Origin of the sequence: endosymbiont of Bathymodiolus septemdierum str. Myojin knoll (assembly GCF_001547755.1) — a bacterium.
Lineage (GTDB): Bacteria > Pseudomonadota > Gammaproteobacteria > PS1 > Pseudothioglobaceae > Thiodubiliella.
The window spans coordinates 205,937-220,302 of sequence record NZ_AP013042.1; the positions used below are offsets into that span (position 1 = coordinate 205,937).

The following is a 14,366-nucleotide window of genomic DNA, read 5'->3' on the forward strand; positions in this document are numbered from 1 at the left end:
ATTAGAATATCATTGTTTTCTAATATAATTTGTGTATAATGCGCATTTGTCAAGAAGGATATTTGGCGCAAACAAGGTGTATCAATAATGATGCATTAAAATTATTTGGGAGAATAAAATGAAAAAAATTATCGCAATCACTGCTTTAGTGGCAGCTACTTCAGCTTCGGCTTTCTTTAACAATGGTTCTAACGGCAACAACTGGGATCCAATGAACGGTTCTAGTAACTGGGATCCAATGAACGGTTCTAGTAACTGGGGTCCAATGAACTCTGGTTCAAATTTTGGTCCTATGAATGGTGGTTCAAACTGGGGTCCTTTTAACGGTGGCAACAACTGGGGTCCTTTTAATGGTGGCTCAAATGCTGGTCCTTTCAGCGGCTCTAATAACTGGGGTCCTTTCAAAGGCGGCAATAACTGGTTGAATGATACTGACTTCGGTATGAATTTCGATACTAAGAATAAGAACGACGCTCAAGCTGCTGGCATTGCTGATGCAACTGCTAAAGGTGCTGCTGATGCATTCGCTAAAGGTCAAGCTGACGGTTTTGCTAAGGCACAAGCAGATGCATACGCTAAAGGCTACGCTGATGCAATGGCTAAGGCTAAGGCAACAAACAATACTAAGTAACTCTTAAAGTATTGTTCAAAGAAACCACCCTGCGGGGTGGTTTTTTTATGGGTAAAGCAATTGGATAAGACTTTTAGTAGTCATTATCAGATTGATACTTCTTTTCTGTATATTTCAATACACCTGCAGCAACCGCTAGAACTAAAATCGCAGATACCATCACAATAATGTTAAGCTTATCATGTGATACTAAAGATTTCATATCGATAACCAGGAAACGCGTAATCGCTGTTATGGCAATAAATATTAGGAAAACAACGGGCATTTTATGGGTTTTAAAATAAATACCTGTCATCGCCCCTAATTCCAAATAAATAAATAAAAGTAAAATATCTTTAAGTGTGGCAAAGCCCATCTCATGCTGCATAATAATTAAGTATTCGTGGACAGACGACCAAACAATAGTGCCACCAATCACAAACAAACCAATAATATGAAACAATTCAATCAGCGCATCACCAAATTGGTCAATTTTCTTTTTTGTCGTTGTGCTTAGCATATTACATCTCCCTTTTTTATTAAATGTTAATTGTAACTTATAAATATTAAATCTAATACCATTTAATAGAACAACCTATTGACGGGATTTGTTGTTTTGGACCTTTACCAGTTGTCGCTACTTGGCGCATTGCTTCAAATAAATCACGCTTAACATCCGCCTCCGCAGATTCTTTACCAGAGGCATCAAGTCGTCCGCGATATTGCAATTCCAAATTGCCGTTATAACCAAAGAAATCAGGTGTGCAAACAGCACCATAAGCCTTTGCCACTGCTTGCGTTTCGTCAATCAGATAAGGAAATGGAAAAGCCATTTGTTTGGCAATTTTTTGCATATTTTCAAAAGAATCGGCTTGGTATTCATTAGGATTGTTTGACATAATTGCCACTGCATTTACCCCCAATACCTTGAGTTCTTTGGTATCACGAATAATGCGGTCGATGATGGCTTTGACATACGGACAGTGGTTACAAATGAACATGATTAACAGTCCATTCTCGCCCTTGCAACTGTCCAAAGTATGTGTTTTTCCATCTGTGCCTTTGAGATTGAAATCAATCGCTGGGGCGTTAAAATCGCAAATTGGGGTTTCTGTACTTACCATTAGTCCTCCTTGTTCATTAATGTTTGAATGATATATCCTGCCATCATCAATCCGAAGATATTAGGCATATAAGAAATTGCACCATTCACTGCTCTTGGCCTTCCAGCGGGGGCGGTGTCGGTTGCTGTAACTGCTTGATGGGGTAACGCTTTAATTGGCACTTCAACAGAATGCACCACTGGGAATTTCATTGAGGCACGAATGCGTCGTAATTGTTTACGCATTTCTCTCGCCAACGCACAATTCTCCGTTTTATCCATTCGTGAAATCTTAACCTTCGTTGGATCCAGTCGTCCTCCAGCCCCCATACTTGAAATAATCGGCATTCCAGATTGATTGCAACTGTCAATGAGTACCGTTTTGTAGGCAATTGCATCAATGCAATCTGCCACAAAATCCAAATCCTCTTCAACAGCAATTGCCTGAGCTTTCTCACGGTCAATAAATTCATTGCGCTTGTTAATAATTGTATCAGGATTAATGTCGTGTAATCTATCTGCCAACACATCAATTTTCATTTTTCCAAGGGTTGAATTCAATGCAACCAATTGTCTATTAAGGTCGGTTTTTTCAATAATATCAAAATCTACCAAAGTGAGGGTGCCAATTCCGGCACGACACAATGCTTCCGCACAAGCACCACCAACACCACCTAATCCTGCGATGAGAATGTGTGATTCTGCCAACTGCGCCAATCCGTATTGTCCGAGTAATATTTCTGTGCGTGCACAACTTCCGCCCATTATTGCAATCTAAAAAGTGAAATAGCGTTATTATCACATTGCTGGACCAATTTTTCCACCGAAATTTTCTTAAGTGCCGCAATTTCTTTCGCAACAATAGATAAATCTGCTGCATTTGGATGGTCGTCAGTTTCAATTAGTAAGGATTCTATCGGTAAATTTTTCACAATTTCTCGTAAACGGATAGATTTTTGGTTGGTAATTTGCATGCCAAATCCTAAATAAAATCCCATTTTCACCAGGGTATTTGCCTGTTGTTCACTGCCCGAGAAGCCGTGAATTTCACCAACTACTTTAGGGTATTTCTTTAATAAAAAAATCACATCTTCGGTAGATTTCACTGCGTGAATAATAACAGGCAAGTCATATCGTTGTGCTAAGTCCAATTGTGATGTGAAAAAATGTAGTTGCACCTTTTTATCAATATCTTGCGTGTAATCTAGTCCAAATTCTCCAATTGCAATTGGGTTATTACATTTAATATGGTATTCCAAATCCTCTAAATCTCGCTGTTGATGATGCGCTACCATCCACGGATGAATCCCTAATGCAAAATAGGGATACATTTGCACGAGTGCCCAATTCTGACTGCCGATACTTGGTACAATGGCAACTGCATTTTCGGCAATACCTGCGACTTCGTCAAAATCAAGATGTGCATGTGAATTAATCATCTTGACTATGATACTTTATTTACAGATAATCAACATTTAAGTTTAAAAATGATTATAATAGTCCGATTATTTTGTACGAACTATAGATTTATGAAAACATTTAGCGCCAAAGCACATGAAGTAAAAAGAGATTGGTTATTGATTGATGCCGATGGCAAAACATTAGGTCGTTTGGCAACGCAAGTTGCATCTCGCCTTCGTGGCAAGCACAAGCCTGAGTTTACACCACATACAGATACTGGCGATTACATCGTGATTATCAATGCGGAAAAAGTGACAGTGACAGGTAACAAATTTGATGACAAAACTTACTATCACCATACAGGCTATGTTGGTAATTTAAAGTCAATCAAATTTAAAGATTTACAAGCAAAAAAACCTGAAGAAATCATCAACAAAGCCGTTAGAGGTATGTTGCCAAAAGGCCCTTTAGGTAGAGATATGTTCAGAAAAATGAAAGTATTTGTGGGTAGCGAGCACACGCATGGTGCACAGCAGCCACAACTTTTAGAGATTTAATTTTAAGGTAAACAATTATTATGGCAAAGACAGAAATATTTTACGCAACAGGCAGAAGAAAGACTTCAGTAGCTCGTGTTTATATGACAAAAGGTAAAGGTGTATTTACCGTTAATAAACGCCCAATGGGTGAATATTTTGGACGCGAAACTTCTTCAATGATTATTAATCAACCGTTAGACACTGTTGAGATGCGTGATAAGTTTGACTTCAACATCATCGTTAAAGGTGGTGGCGACACTGGTCAAGCGGGTGCAATTCGTTTAGGCGTTACCCGTGCATTGATGGAATACGACAACAACCTAAGACCTGACTTGCGTAAGGCAGGTTTTGTTACGCGTGATGCAAGAATTGTAGAGCGTAAGAAAGTCGGTCATAAGAAAGCGCGTAAGAGCGAGCAGTACTCAAAGCGTTAATCTTAGTTCAAATTATTATAAAAAAACCCGCAAACTTTGCGGGTTTTTTATTGCCTGTCTTTCAAAGTAATTAGTCAAAGCGTGTTAGGTTATTTTGCCTAATGACACTTTGTATTAATTCAATATACTCATAGCCAACCGCTGAATATTTATCCAATCCTTCGGCAAGGCTTCTACCTGTGAGTTTTAGATTGTGTTTGCGTTTATGGAATCTAATTTGTCGGAGTAATTGATAGTGATGACTGCGATTAAGGTTAAGCATATAATATTCAATAGATTTATGCGTGGAAGCAAAATTCATTATTTCGTGTTTGGCGCCTTCGTTACGATTTTTAGGTACGATTCCACAGCCCTTGGTAAAGCACCAAATGCCAAAATAATTATTCCAATACTTGGAGAATCTAGACCTGCCCCAATTAGATTCAATCGCCGCCTGTGCTAAAACCAAAGAAGTAGGGATAGTATCCACTCTCTCTAATAAGGTGGTTTTATCTATTTTTTTAAGGTGATATTTCTTGGCTATTTTTTTCAACTGCGATTGACCGAGGCGATTATTTTTAATCAAAGAGCGGACGGTGTTAATTTTTTGATTTTCTTTTTCCACCATCGGTAGTAAATAATTAAAAAATGCAATTTTCATTCGTTTAACATCTTTATTTTCTGAAAAATTAGGTGTATTAAGTGAGTTGATTAAGGAAGTAATACGCCAAGTGCCACTTGCCTGAGTTGTTATAGTAGCAGTGACAACGAGTGCTAATAAAATTTTTTTAACAGGATTATCCATAGAAGACCTTTTTTTATAATTCAAATCGTTCACAAGATGCGGAAATGACTTCCATTGTAAACATTTTTTCAATCGGCAGATTGAGTAAATGTGATTTAATGATTCTGATAACGCCTGCATGGGCAACAATTAAAACAGACTGTTTTTTTCTTGTTTGCGTTATTTGCGTAAAAGTTGACAACACTCGCTCTTGAAAATCAAACAAATTTTCCGCACCCGGCGGAGCGTTATTAATAGGGTCGTATTTGAACATATCAACGATTTCCTGCCCAATGTCTTTGACGCTTTTTCCTTGCCAATCGCCGAACCCTAATTCTTTCAAACCCTCAAAAACTTGCATTTTAGTATTCTGTGTTTGTGATAAATTCTGAGCAAATGCTTGACAACGAATCATTGGAGAAGTGGCAATAAAGTCCCAGCGTTTGCCATTTGTGGATGCCTGCATTTGTTGCCAGCCTTTTGCTGTTAACGAATCATCAACTTTATTACCACGATATAAGCGACCACCTTCGGGTTCTCCGTGCCTTAACAGGTCAAGCGTCATTCTTGAATTCTAACTCTTGACATTAAATGACCAACTGCTTGATTTGGCGTTACTTGCCCATCAATCACTTGTTTTACTTGTTCGCAAATCGGCATTTCAACTTTGTTGTCTTTGGCAATGGACAAAACCAACGCTAAAGTATTCACCCCTTCAACCGTTGCATCGACATTTTTTAATGCCTGTTTAGTCCCACAGCCAGCCGCTAGTTCTTTGCCAAATCGACGATTTCTCGACAGGTCATCAGAGCAAGTCAGCACTAAATCGCCTAATCCTGACAAACCATTAAAGGTAGACGGGGTTGCACCTAATGCCACTCCTAAACGAATCATTTCAGCCAAACCCCGTGTAATCAAAGCTGCCTGCGTATTGGCGCCATAGCCCAGCCCTGAGGCGATACCCGCTGCAATTGCCAAAATGTTTTTAACCGAGCCACCGACTTCCACGCCAATGACATCATCATTGGTGTAGGCTCTCAGTGCATCAGTATCAAAGGCTTGCGACCAGTAATTTTGCATTGCCATGTCTTTTGAGGCAACAACCAGTGCTGTTGGTTTGCGATTGGCAACTTCCAATGCAAAACTAGGGCCGGAAATCACACAAGCCGAATAATCAGCCAAAATAGATTCAAAACTTTCGTGTAAAAAGCATTGCGCATCTGTGTCAAAACCTTTGGTAACCCAAGCAATTGGTTGTTTGTTTAAAAAAGGCTTAATGGCTTTGAGCGTTGTAGAAAAACCATAACTCGGCACAGCGATTAAAATGCTTTCAGAGTGTCGAATCTTAGACAAATCAAAAGTTAGCATGACATTGTCAGCATAATTGACAGATAGAGCGGGGTGTTGCGGTTGAAAACACTCAGATTCTTCTTGAGTATGCGTATGCAAATAAATGCTATCAAAGTTATCAGCCAGTGCAATAGACAGCGCACTACCCCAAGCGCCTGCACCAATAATGGAGAGACTAGCCATTAAGAATATCGTCTAATTTACCCGACTGTTCTGCTGCAGATAATTCATCAAAGCCACCAATATGCGTACCGTTAATGAAAATCTGTGGCACTGTATTTCTGCCTGTTGCTTCCATGACTTCATTCCAATCGTTTTGGTCTTTAACATAACGCTTTTTAAAAGCAATGCTTTTGCTTTCTAGTAATTGATAAGCCCTCTGACAAAATGGACAACTGTCTGAGCAATAGATGTAATTCTTATTCATAGTTATTTCCTATTTTTTCTTTTTCTTGTTTTTATTTACTTTAGTGCTGATTGGTAGGTTAGCCTTTTTCCAGGCGTTAATACCACCTTTTAAACTATAGACATACTCAAATTCATGACGAGTCAACATCCCTGCAACATGGGCTGAACGCGCACCACTACGACAATACACCAAGATTTTTTTAGTTTTATCTATCTCGTTTAATTTATTTTTAACTTGCGCTAGTGGAATGTGTATATCGTTCGCAATAAAACCCGACTTTCGTTCTTTTTCTTCGCGCACATCTAAGATGATTAAACCTTCTTCATCCATTAGCGTGGTCGCTTCAGTTGCTGTGATTTCTTGGTATTTCCTTAATTTATCGGCAACAAGATTGCCAATGAATAAAGCGATTAAAACGACCAGTGTAATTGTGGTAAATATTTGGTCGTCATTCAATAAAAATTCTAAAAGTTCCATAAGTATTTTTTCCTAATTTATCTGTTTAAAAAGTTGTTTAACATCTCATGACCTTGTTCGGTCAAAATTGACTCTGGATGAAATTGCACCCCTTCAATTGCCATTTCCTTGTGCTGAATACCCATAATTTCATCCATTTCACCCACCTCATCTTTAGTCCAGGCTGTAATTTCAAAGCACTTAGGTAGGCTAGATTGTTCAGCAACCAATGAATGATAACGAGTGGCATTTAACGGATTCTTTAAATCAGTAAACACACCTTTACCATTATGGTGCACTGATGATACTTTGCCATGCATAATCTTTTTTGCGCCAATCACCTTGCCACCAAATGCCTGCGTCATCGCCTGAAAACCCAAGCACACACCTAATATTGGAATCTTTCCAGCAAAATGGTTAATTGCTTCAATCGAAATCCCCGCCTCATTCGGCGTGCAAGGTCCCGGTGAAATTACCAAAAACTCTGGATTTAGTTGCTCAATTTCTGCCACACTAATCTCATCATTTCGATAAACAATCACTTCCTGCCCTAACTCGCCAAAATACTGAACCAAGTTATAGGTAAACGAATCGTAATTGTCAATCATTAAAAGCATAGTGTTTGCTATTTTACAATTATTTGATGGCTAAGAAAGACGCAAAATTCAAGCATTTGAAATGACAAAGGCTTTCTGCAAATCCTGCGTCATCAAAACGCTTGAAATGTGTGGATTGATTATCGGTAATCAATACATTTTCGATTGACTGGCGTTTGGCGGCAATTTCCATTTCACTGTACCCATTCGCCCGTTTAAAATCCAAGTGTAACTGTGTCATTTCTGCTTGTTTTTTCACATCGTCAAAATGGATTTTTTCCGATACAATTAACACGCCGCCTTTATTCAAGCCTTGATAAATGCCATCAATTAAGGTTTGTCGTTGCTCAGGATTAATAAATTGTAGCGTCAAATTAAGCACCACCACTGATGCATTCTTAATGGCAACTTCTTGAATATTCGTACACATTACTTCAAAATTCCCTGCCTTTCCTGTGAGATTTTCCATACATTTTTTCGTCATCTCTACAGAATTGTCTACTGCAATAATTCGATTGTTTTTGTGTGGATTGTTGATACCAAGGGCAATTGAAGTTGCACCAGTTGAAGCACCGAGGTCGTAATATTGACTGTTATCCTGCCCATATTTCCGCACCATGAGTCCAATCATTTCAATCATTGACTGATACCCAGGCACCGAGCGTCTGACCATGTCATCAAACACATTGACGACGCTGGCATCAAAAGTAAAGTTTACTAAGTCATTTTTCTTAGCAAAAATATCGTCACGCATATAAAGCCTCTAAGAAAAATTCACTCACCAGTAATTTTGTCTGTCCAATAGTAAAAGTTGAGCGCCTACCCCAAATCTCACCCAATTGTGTTATCTGTAATTGCCCGCGAACGATACTTGTATCGTTAAATAAAATCTCTCCCAACGGTTTAGAGCCAATAGTAAGTAAATCTTTAGTGTCATTGGTAATAGGAATGATAGAGCGGGCAAAAACTATTGCCTGTTGGTTGCCCAGTAATTCTACTTCGCGGATAATGCAATCGTCTTGTGATTGAATCAAGTCTATTTCGTTGTCATAAGCCTTTCCCTCTATCTGTGACAACACATTGACTGAAAAATCTGGAAATTTTTGTTTGAGTTTTTTGGTTAAGGAGGTGTTATCAGATAGCCAAGAAAAGAAAAGATGGTCGGCGTCCTTTATTTCCTGCGCATCCAAATTTTTCCAAATAAGATTTTTAGTATTCATAGTTTTAATATTTTACTGCCCAATTCCAAACTAAAGTTAAATATTCAAAGGTCTCTCAAAATTTGGTTTTGAATTAAGTGTTGGCATATTGTGATTTATCGTCGGTAATCCAGCGGGCAATTAATGCCTGCTGTTTAGTTTCGTCTTCTTGCATAAACTGCTCACAATAAAAACGCGCCTTTTCAATCAAATATCCATCACGCACAACATTGGCAATTTTCATATCGGCAACGCCTGTTTGCTGTGTGCCAAGGATTTCGCCTGGACCTCGGAGTTGCAAATCTTTTTCGGCAATTTTAAAGCCATCGTTGGTCTCTCTAAGAATTCCTAGGCGTTGTTTGGCATTGCTGCTGAGTGGCGCTTGATACATTAAAATACAAATACTTTTATCGTTGCCGCGTCCTACGCGACCGCGTAATTGATGTAATTGTGCCAAACCCAATCGCTCTGAGTTTTCAATCACCATTAAAGATGCATTCGGCACATTGACGCCAACTTCAATCACTGTTGTTGCTACTAAAACATTGATTTCACCTTGCTCGAATTGTTGCATAATCTCAGTTTTTTCGTCTTTATTCATTCTGCCGTGAATTAAAACCACCGATAAATTGGGTAAATTTTCTTGCAAATAAGCGTGCGTATTTGTCGCCGATTCTGCCCGTAAGACCTCCGTTTCATCAATCAAAGTGCAAACCCAATATACCTGATTACCCGCCTTGCAGACTTGCTCAATCTTCCCGATAATTTCATCTTTTCGTTCATTGTTTAACGCCACCGTTTGCACTAGTGTTCTACCTGGCGGTAGTTCATCAATGATTGATGAGTCCAAATCTGCATAGGCACTCATCGTTAATGAACGCGGAATAGGGGTGGCAGTCATTACCAATTGATGTGGCGTGTTATAGGCTTTTTGTGCCAAAGATAAGCGCTGATGCACGCCAAATTTATGCTGCTCATCAATCACCACCAAGCCGAGTTTTTTAAATTCTACCGATTCTTGAAATAAAGCATGTGTGCCAATGACGACTTGCGCTTGTCCCGATTGTATTTTTTCCAATTGCTCCTTGCGGGTCGTTGTATTCTGTGACCCTGTCAAGAACGCTACCTCAATTCTCAGCGGGTTTAAATAATCTGAAAATCCTTGAAAATGTTGATGAGCAAGAATCTCTGTTGGTGCCATAATTGCCGTCTGAAACCCGTTCTCCACCGCCTGTAAACAGGCAAAAACCGCAACAATGGTTTTTCCCGAGCCCACATCCCCCTGCAGCAACCGTAACATTGGGTGATTAGACGACAAATCTGTATTAATATCCGCGATACAACGCTGTTGTGCATTGGTCAAGGTAAAACCCAAATTTTGATGCAGTTGCCTAAATAAACACTCTTTAATTGCAAAAACATTTGCAATTTTATGCTTGCGCTCTTCTTTTAATCTCAACAAACTCAGTTGCTGTACACACAATTCCTCGATAATTAATCGTTGCTGTGCAGTGTGCCTAAATTCTGCAATTTCAGTCAGATTTTCACCCTCTTTTGGATGGTGTAAAATTGCCAACGCCTGCTTCAACGACGGCATTGAATGACTAATCCCTTTAAAGTTATCCACCAATGGCGAATTTTGCAACGCCTCCATTGCCATGCCCACCCACTTCTTCATCTGCGCTTGATGGATACCTCCTGTCAGTGGATAAATCGGACTTAAAGTCTTTTCCAACAGCGTACTTTGTCCCTTAGAAATCAGACGATATTCAGGATGATGCATCTCCAATCCATCTTTACCAATTTTCACCTCGCCAAAACATTGAATAATGTCTTCTCGTGTTAACTGTTCTCGTTGCCACTGGTTAAAATGAAAAAACCGTAACAACAATCGCCATCCATTTTCATCTGACAAATGACATACCATCTGTCGCGTTCGCAACGGAGTAACCTGCACATCATCAATCGTTAACTGCACTAAAATCTCATTACCTACGTGTGCTTCATTCAGTTTTGTAAAGTGGGTTTTATTCTGATAACGGAACGGCAAATGAAACAATAAATGTTCCAAATTATAAATCCCAATGCCATTCAAATTGTCCCGCGCCTTAGGCCCCAGTCCGTGAATAGAAATAACAGGATCTGATAATTTACTCATTTTATTTTACCAAAACAGCATCCATTTCTACCTGTGCAGCTTTCGGTAATTCCTTAATGCCAACTGCCGCTCTGGCAGGATATGGCTGGGTGAAATACTGAGCCATAATCTCATTGACAATTGGAAAACAACTCAAATCGGTCAAGAAAATATTCAGTTTCACAATATCATTCAACCTGCCATCCGCAGCCTCACACACTGCTGTCAAATTTTTAAATACCTGATGAATCTGCGCACTAATATCGCCCTCAATCATCTCCATTGTTTCAGGTAATAATGGAATCTGCCCCGAAAGGTAAACCGTCGTCCCGCCTGTTACTGCCAGTGCTTGTGAATAAGTACCAATTGCTTGGGGTGCGTTGTTTGTTGAAATGACATCTTTGTGCATAAAAAACTCCTAAATTGACAATATCACTCAATTTTACTTTATCTATTTACGCAAAGGATCTGCATTGCCTCAAAAAACCGGACACCATCTTCTAAATTTATGACTATAAAACCACCGAACAAGATGCTTTTTTTGTACTTTAAGTAAAGTGTAAATAAGATTTATTTGGAATAACTAAAAATTTTGATTGGCAATATTTTTTAAGGTTGGGACAGGTAAATTAAACGATTTTGCTAATTCAAGTGTGCGTTTTAGTCTTGCGGGTGCAGATATGCCCATACATTGGTGTGCTAGGTCGCCTTCAAAGGCATCCATCATGCCCTTTTCTAATTTATCTTTGGCGAGGGTTTTGCCTGTGAGCGCATTTTGTAATTTCAAAATATCACTGGATACATTAAGCATTAAATCAAGATGATTATTGCATAAATCATTTAAAATAAAAGGGTAGTGTCCCTTTCTACTTTAATTATTTCTGACCCTAATTTTTTTCCCATTTTTGATTACATTTCTATATTTTGAAATAGAAAAAGATTTGGCTCACCATTTAAGTTTTCAGTGTTTATGAGACCTTTGCATAAATATGAATAATCATCAAAAATCCACTTTTCACCCACTTGGAAATTTTTTAAACCCTGCCTTAGCCCTGCTAGGACTGGGTTTAAGAAAATCACCAATTGGGCAAAAATTGAATTTTGCTAATCACCCCTATTTATGCAAAGGTCTCTAAGTATATTAAATTCCACCTGTATATTTTAAGACGAGAGGTGTTTATATACTTAGAAACAAGACAACTCAAAATAAGATTGACTAACAAATTCTTGGTAATTGATCCCCTACAAGTTTGTCAATAATTTTAGTGCCGCCAAACAAAGTTTCTAATGCAACAACACCTTTTGGACCGTCTACCACTTCACCAATAATACAGGCATCTTTACCTTCTTCGGTTTGTTGCATTGCTCTGAGCACCAAATCGGCTTCTTCTGCCGACACTACACAAATCAAAGTACCTTCATTAGCAAGGTAAAGTGGGTCTAGCCCAAGAATTTCACAGACGCCGCGTGTAGGCACCCTGACGGGCAAGTTATCTTCTTTCAAAGTAATACATACCTTGGAATCATTGGCAATTTCATTCAGTATTGTAGCTACGCCACCACGGGTGGCATCACGCATTGCGTTAATACCGTTAGAAACATTCAGCATTTTTTCCACCAAATGGTTAAGCACCTGGCAGTCACTATCAATATCGGCCGATATGGCAAGTTCTGCCCTAGATTGCATAATGGTTGCACCATGGTCGCCGATGAAGCCATTTACAATAATTTTGTCCCCAATGCGCGCACCACTTGAGTGAATCTCAACACCATCTGGGATGACGCCCACACCAGCTGTATTAATAAATATTTTATCGGCACTGCCTTTTTCTACCACTTTAGTATCGCCACATACTATTTTAACGCCGGCCTCTTGTGCGGTTTTTTGCATGGACTTAATAATCTTATCCAGTGTCTCAATCGGCAGACCTTCTTCTAAAATCAAGCCACACGTTAGATACAGTGGCTTTGCACCACTCATTGCCAAGTCATTAACTGTTCCAGTAACTGCTAATTTACCGATATCACCGCCTTTAAAAAATATTGGACTAACCACATAACTATCTGTAGTTAGTGCAAGACGACCCTCTGGCATATCAAACCTTGCCTGATCCTCCATAGTTGATAGATAATCATTATTAAAAGTATCAACGAAGATGTCTTTAATTAAATCACTACTCGCCTTGCCACCACTACCATGTGCCATGGTGATTTTTTTATTCTGATATTTTTTATTCATTATTTTGTGTTAATTAGATCAATGTTTTGCCCATAAGAATATTGGGCAGAGCAGGCACCCTCTGTTGAAACCATGAGAGCACCAAGTGGTGTTTCTGGCGTGCACTCTTTACCAAACACCTTGCACTCCCACGGTTTTAATATGCCTTTTAATACTTCGCCACATTGACAAATATCAGGGTCAGTTACGGTCACTTCTTTGAGTTTAAACTCCACCTCTGCATCAAAGTCAGCATAATTGTCGTTGATTTTAATCCCAGAGTGGTTAATTGAACCTAGCCCGCGCCATTCAAAAAAATCTCTCAACTCAAATACCTCTTGAATGGGCGCTAAAGCACTGGCATTACCATCTTTATGCACCAATCTTTGGTATTGATTTTCAATTTTTGCCTCGCCATTTTTAAGTTGTTTGAGAATCATCCATACCGATTGCAAAATATCCAACGGCTCAAATCCAGCAGCTACTAGAGGCTTATGATAATCATCAGCAATAAAATCATATGGATTGGTGCCAATGATTAAACTCACATGTCCTGGGCCTAAAAACCCGTCAATACGCATACCTGGTGAGTCCAAAACCGCCTTAATGGTTGGAATGATGGTGATATGGTTACAGAATAAATAAAAATTATTAATACCTTGTTTCTTGGCCTGCATAATAGATAGTGCAGTTGACGGCATGGTTGTTTCAAAACCTAAACCAAAAAACACCACGCGTTTATCAGGATTTTCTTGCGCAATAGTAAGCGCGTCTAACGGCGAATATACCATACGGATATCAGCACCTTCTGCCTTTAAATCAAGCAAACTTTGCTTACTTCCTGGCACCCGCATCGCATCACCAAAAGTAGTAAAGATTACATCGTCATGCTTAGCAATACGAATACAATTGTCAACCACAGAACGAGGTAAAACGCAAACAGGACACCCTGGTCCATGAACAAACTCTAATTTTTCAGGTAGTAATTGATTCAGTCCATAACGAAAAATAGAATGTGTGTGTCCGCCACAGACTTCCATAATTTGAATCGGTCTATCTTCTGTAAGTTTAATTTGAGAGCAGAGGATATCTATCTCTTTAAGAATTTTTTTTGCTTGACTAGGGTCTCTAAATTCATCAACATATTTCATA

The 14,366-nt window shown here is 39.0% G+C and carries 20 protein-coding genes; 3 read left to right on the forward strand and 17 right to left on the reverse strand.

Features of this window, described 5'->3' with window-relative positions:
- Nucleotides 1-118: 118 nt before the first annotated feature.
- A complete protein-coding gene (locus tag BSEPE_RS01030) occupies nt 119-631 on the forward strand; it encodes a hypothetical protein (protein WP_066042775.1) in 513 nt (170 codons plus the stop codon).
- Nucleotides 632-704: 73 nt separating this feature from the next.
- On the opposite strand, the gene BSEPE_RS01035 is transcribed toward BSEPE_RS01030, so the two are convergent.
- Genes BSEPE_RS01035 through BSEPE_RS01050 form a run of 4 tightly spaced genes read right to left on the reverse strand, consistent with a single transcriptional unit; the run spans nt 705 to nt 3,151 of the window.
- The gene (locus tag BSEPE_RS01035; protein WP_066042778.1) at nt 705-1,130 is read right to left on the reverse strand and encodes a phosphate-starvation-inducible protein PsiE; all 426 of its coding nucleotides are present in this window, start codon (nt 1,128-1,130) and stop codon (nt 705-707) included.
- 52 nt (nt 1,131-1,182) lie between these two features.
- The gene (locus tag BSEPE_RS01040) at nt 1,183-1,734 is read right to left on the reverse strand and encodes a thioredoxin family protein (protein WP_066042782.1); all 552 of its coding nucleotides are present in this window, start codon (nt 1,732-1,734) and stop codon (nt 1,183-1,185) included.
- Complete coding sequence (locus tag BSEPE_RS01045; protein WP_066042788.1) at nt 1,734-2,477, reverse strand: tRNA threonylcarbamoyladenosine dehydratase; 744 nt, start codon at nt 2,475-2,477, stop codon at nt 1,734-1,736. The genes BSEPE_RS01040 and BSEPE_RS01045 overlap by 1 nt, the downstream gene beginning before the upstream one ends.
- The gene (locus BSEPE_RS01050) at nt 2,477-3,151 is read right to left on the reverse strand and encodes a TatD family hydrolase (RefSeq protein WP_066042793.1); all 675 of its coding nucleotides are present in this window, start codon (nt 3,149-3,151) and stop codon (nt 2,477-2,479) included. The genes BSEPE_RS01045 and BSEPE_RS01050 overlap by 1 nt, the downstream gene beginning before the upstream one ends.
- Nucleotides 3,152-3,241: 90 nt before the next feature.
- On the opposite strand from BSEPE_RS01050, the gene rplM reads away from it, so the two are divergent.
- Nucleotides 3,242-3,670, forward strand: a complete 429-nt coding sequence (gene rplM / locus BSEPE_RS01055) for a 50S ribosomal protein L13 (RefSeq protein ID WP_066042797.1) — start codon at nt 3,242-3,244, stop codon at nt 3,668-3,670.
- Nucleotides 3,671-3,690: 20 nt separating this feature from the next.
- Nucleotides 3,691-4,086 carry a 30S ribosomal protein S9 gene (gene rpsI, locus BSEPE_RS01060; protein WP_066042799.1) on the forward strand — a complete coding sequence of 132 codons (396 nt, stop codon included), beginning with the start codon at nt 3,691-3,693 and terminating at the stop codon, nt 4,084-4,086.
- 70 nt (nt 4,087-4,156) lie between these two features.
- On the opposite strand, the gene BSEPE_RS01065 is transcribed toward rpsI, so the two are convergent.
- The 13 genes from BSEPE_RS01065 to hypD form a co-directional block, all read right to left on the reverse strand.
- On the reverse strand, nt 4,157-4,870 hold the full coding sequence (locus BSEPE_RS01065; protein WP_066042801.1) for a glucosaminidase domain-containing protein: 714 nt from the start codon (nt 4,868-4,870) through the stop codon (nt 4,157-4,159).
- Nucleotides 4,871-4,883: 13 nt separating this feature from the next.
- Nucleotides 4,884-5,414 (reverse strand): histidine phosphatase family protein, encoded by a 531-nt coding sequence (locus tag BSEPE_RS01070; protein WP_066042804.1) that lies wholly within the window; start codon nt 5,412-5,414, stop codon nt 4,884-4,886.
- Nucleotides 5,411-6,382, reverse strand: a complete 972-nt coding sequence (locus BSEPE_RS01075) for an NAD(P)H-dependent glycerol-3-phosphate dehydrogenase (RefSeq protein ID WP_066042808.1) — start codon at nt 6,380-6,382, stop codon at nt 5,411-5,413. The genes BSEPE_RS01070 and BSEPE_RS01075 overlap by 4 nt, the downstream gene beginning before the upstream one ends.
- Nucleotides 6,375-6,626 (reverse strand): glutaredoxin domain-containing protein, encoded by a 252-nt coding sequence (locus BSEPE_RS01080; protein WP_066042811.1) that lies wholly within the window; start codon nt 6,624-6,626, stop codon nt 6,375-6,377. Before BSEPE_RS01080 ends, BSEPE_RS01075 begins: the two co-directional genes overlap by 8 nt.
- Before the next feature lie 9 nt (nt 6,627-6,635).
- Nucleotides 6,636-7,085 carry a rhodanese-like domain-containing protein gene (locus BSEPE_RS01085; RefSeq protein WP_066042814.1) on the reverse strand — a complete coding sequence of 150 codons (450 nt, stop codon included), beginning with the start codon at nt 7,083-7,085 and terminating at the stop codon, nt 6,636-6,638.
- A 17-nt stretch (nt 7,086-7,102) separates the two neighbouring features.
- Nucleotides 7,103-7,681 carry an aminodeoxychorismate/anthranilate synthase component II gene (locus BSEPE_RS01090; RefSeq protein ID WP_066042817.1) on the reverse strand — a complete coding sequence of 193 codons (579 nt, stop codon included), beginning with the start codon at nt 7,679-7,681 and terminating at the stop codon, nt 7,103-7,105.
- Between the two features lie 19 nt (nt 7,682-7,700).
- Nucleotides 7,701-8,414, reverse strand: coding sequence for a carboxy-S-adenosyl-L-methionine synthase CmoA (gene cmoA / locus BSEPE_RS01095; protein WP_066042820.1), 714 nt, complete (start codon nt 8,412-8,414; stop codon nt 7,701-7,703).
- Nucleotides 8,407-8,880, reverse strand: coding sequence for a chorismate--pyruvate lyase family protein (locus BSEPE_RS01100; protein WP_066042823.1), 474 nt, complete (start codon nt 8,878-8,880; stop codon nt 8,407-8,409). The genes cmoA and BSEPE_RS01100 overlap by 8 nt, the downstream gene beginning before the upstream one ends.
- Nucleotides 8,881-8,953: 73 nt before the next feature.
- Nucleotides 8,954-11,017, reverse strand: a complete 2,064-nt coding sequence (gene recG, locus BSEPE_RS01105) for an ATP-dependent DNA helicase RecG (protein ID WP_066042825.1) — start codon at nt 11,015-11,017, stop codon at nt 8,954-8,956.
- A gap of 1 nt (nt 11,018) precedes the next feature.
- Nucleotides 11,019-11,405 (reverse strand): RidA family protein, encoded by a 387-nt coding sequence (locus BSEPE_RS01110; RefSeq protein WP_066042828.1) that lies wholly within the window; start codon nt 11,403-11,405, stop codon nt 11,019-11,021.
- Nucleotides 11,406-11,579: 174 nt separating this feature from the next.
- On the reverse strand, nt 11,580-11,807 hold the full coding sequence (locus tag BSEPE_RS01115; protein ID WP_066042830.1) for a hypothetical protein: 228 nt from the start codon (nt 11,805-11,807) through the stop codon (nt 11,580-11,582).
- Nucleotides 11,808-12,212: 405 nt separating this feature from the next.
- Entirely contained in the window at nt 12,213-13,235 is a 1,023-nt protein-coding gene (gene hypE, locus BSEPE_RS01120; RefSeq protein ID WP_066042833.1) for a hydrogenase expression/formation protein HypE, read from the reverse strand.
- On the reverse strand, nt 13,235-14,365 hold the full coding sequence (gene hypD, locus BSEPE_RS01125) for a hydrogenase formation protein HypD (RefSeq protein WP_066042837.1): 1,131 nt from the start codon (nt 14,363-14,365) through the stop codon (nt 13,235-13,237). The genes hypE and hypD overlap by 1 nt, the downstream gene beginning before the upstream one ends.
- Nucleotide 14,366: the final 1 nt, after the last annotated feature.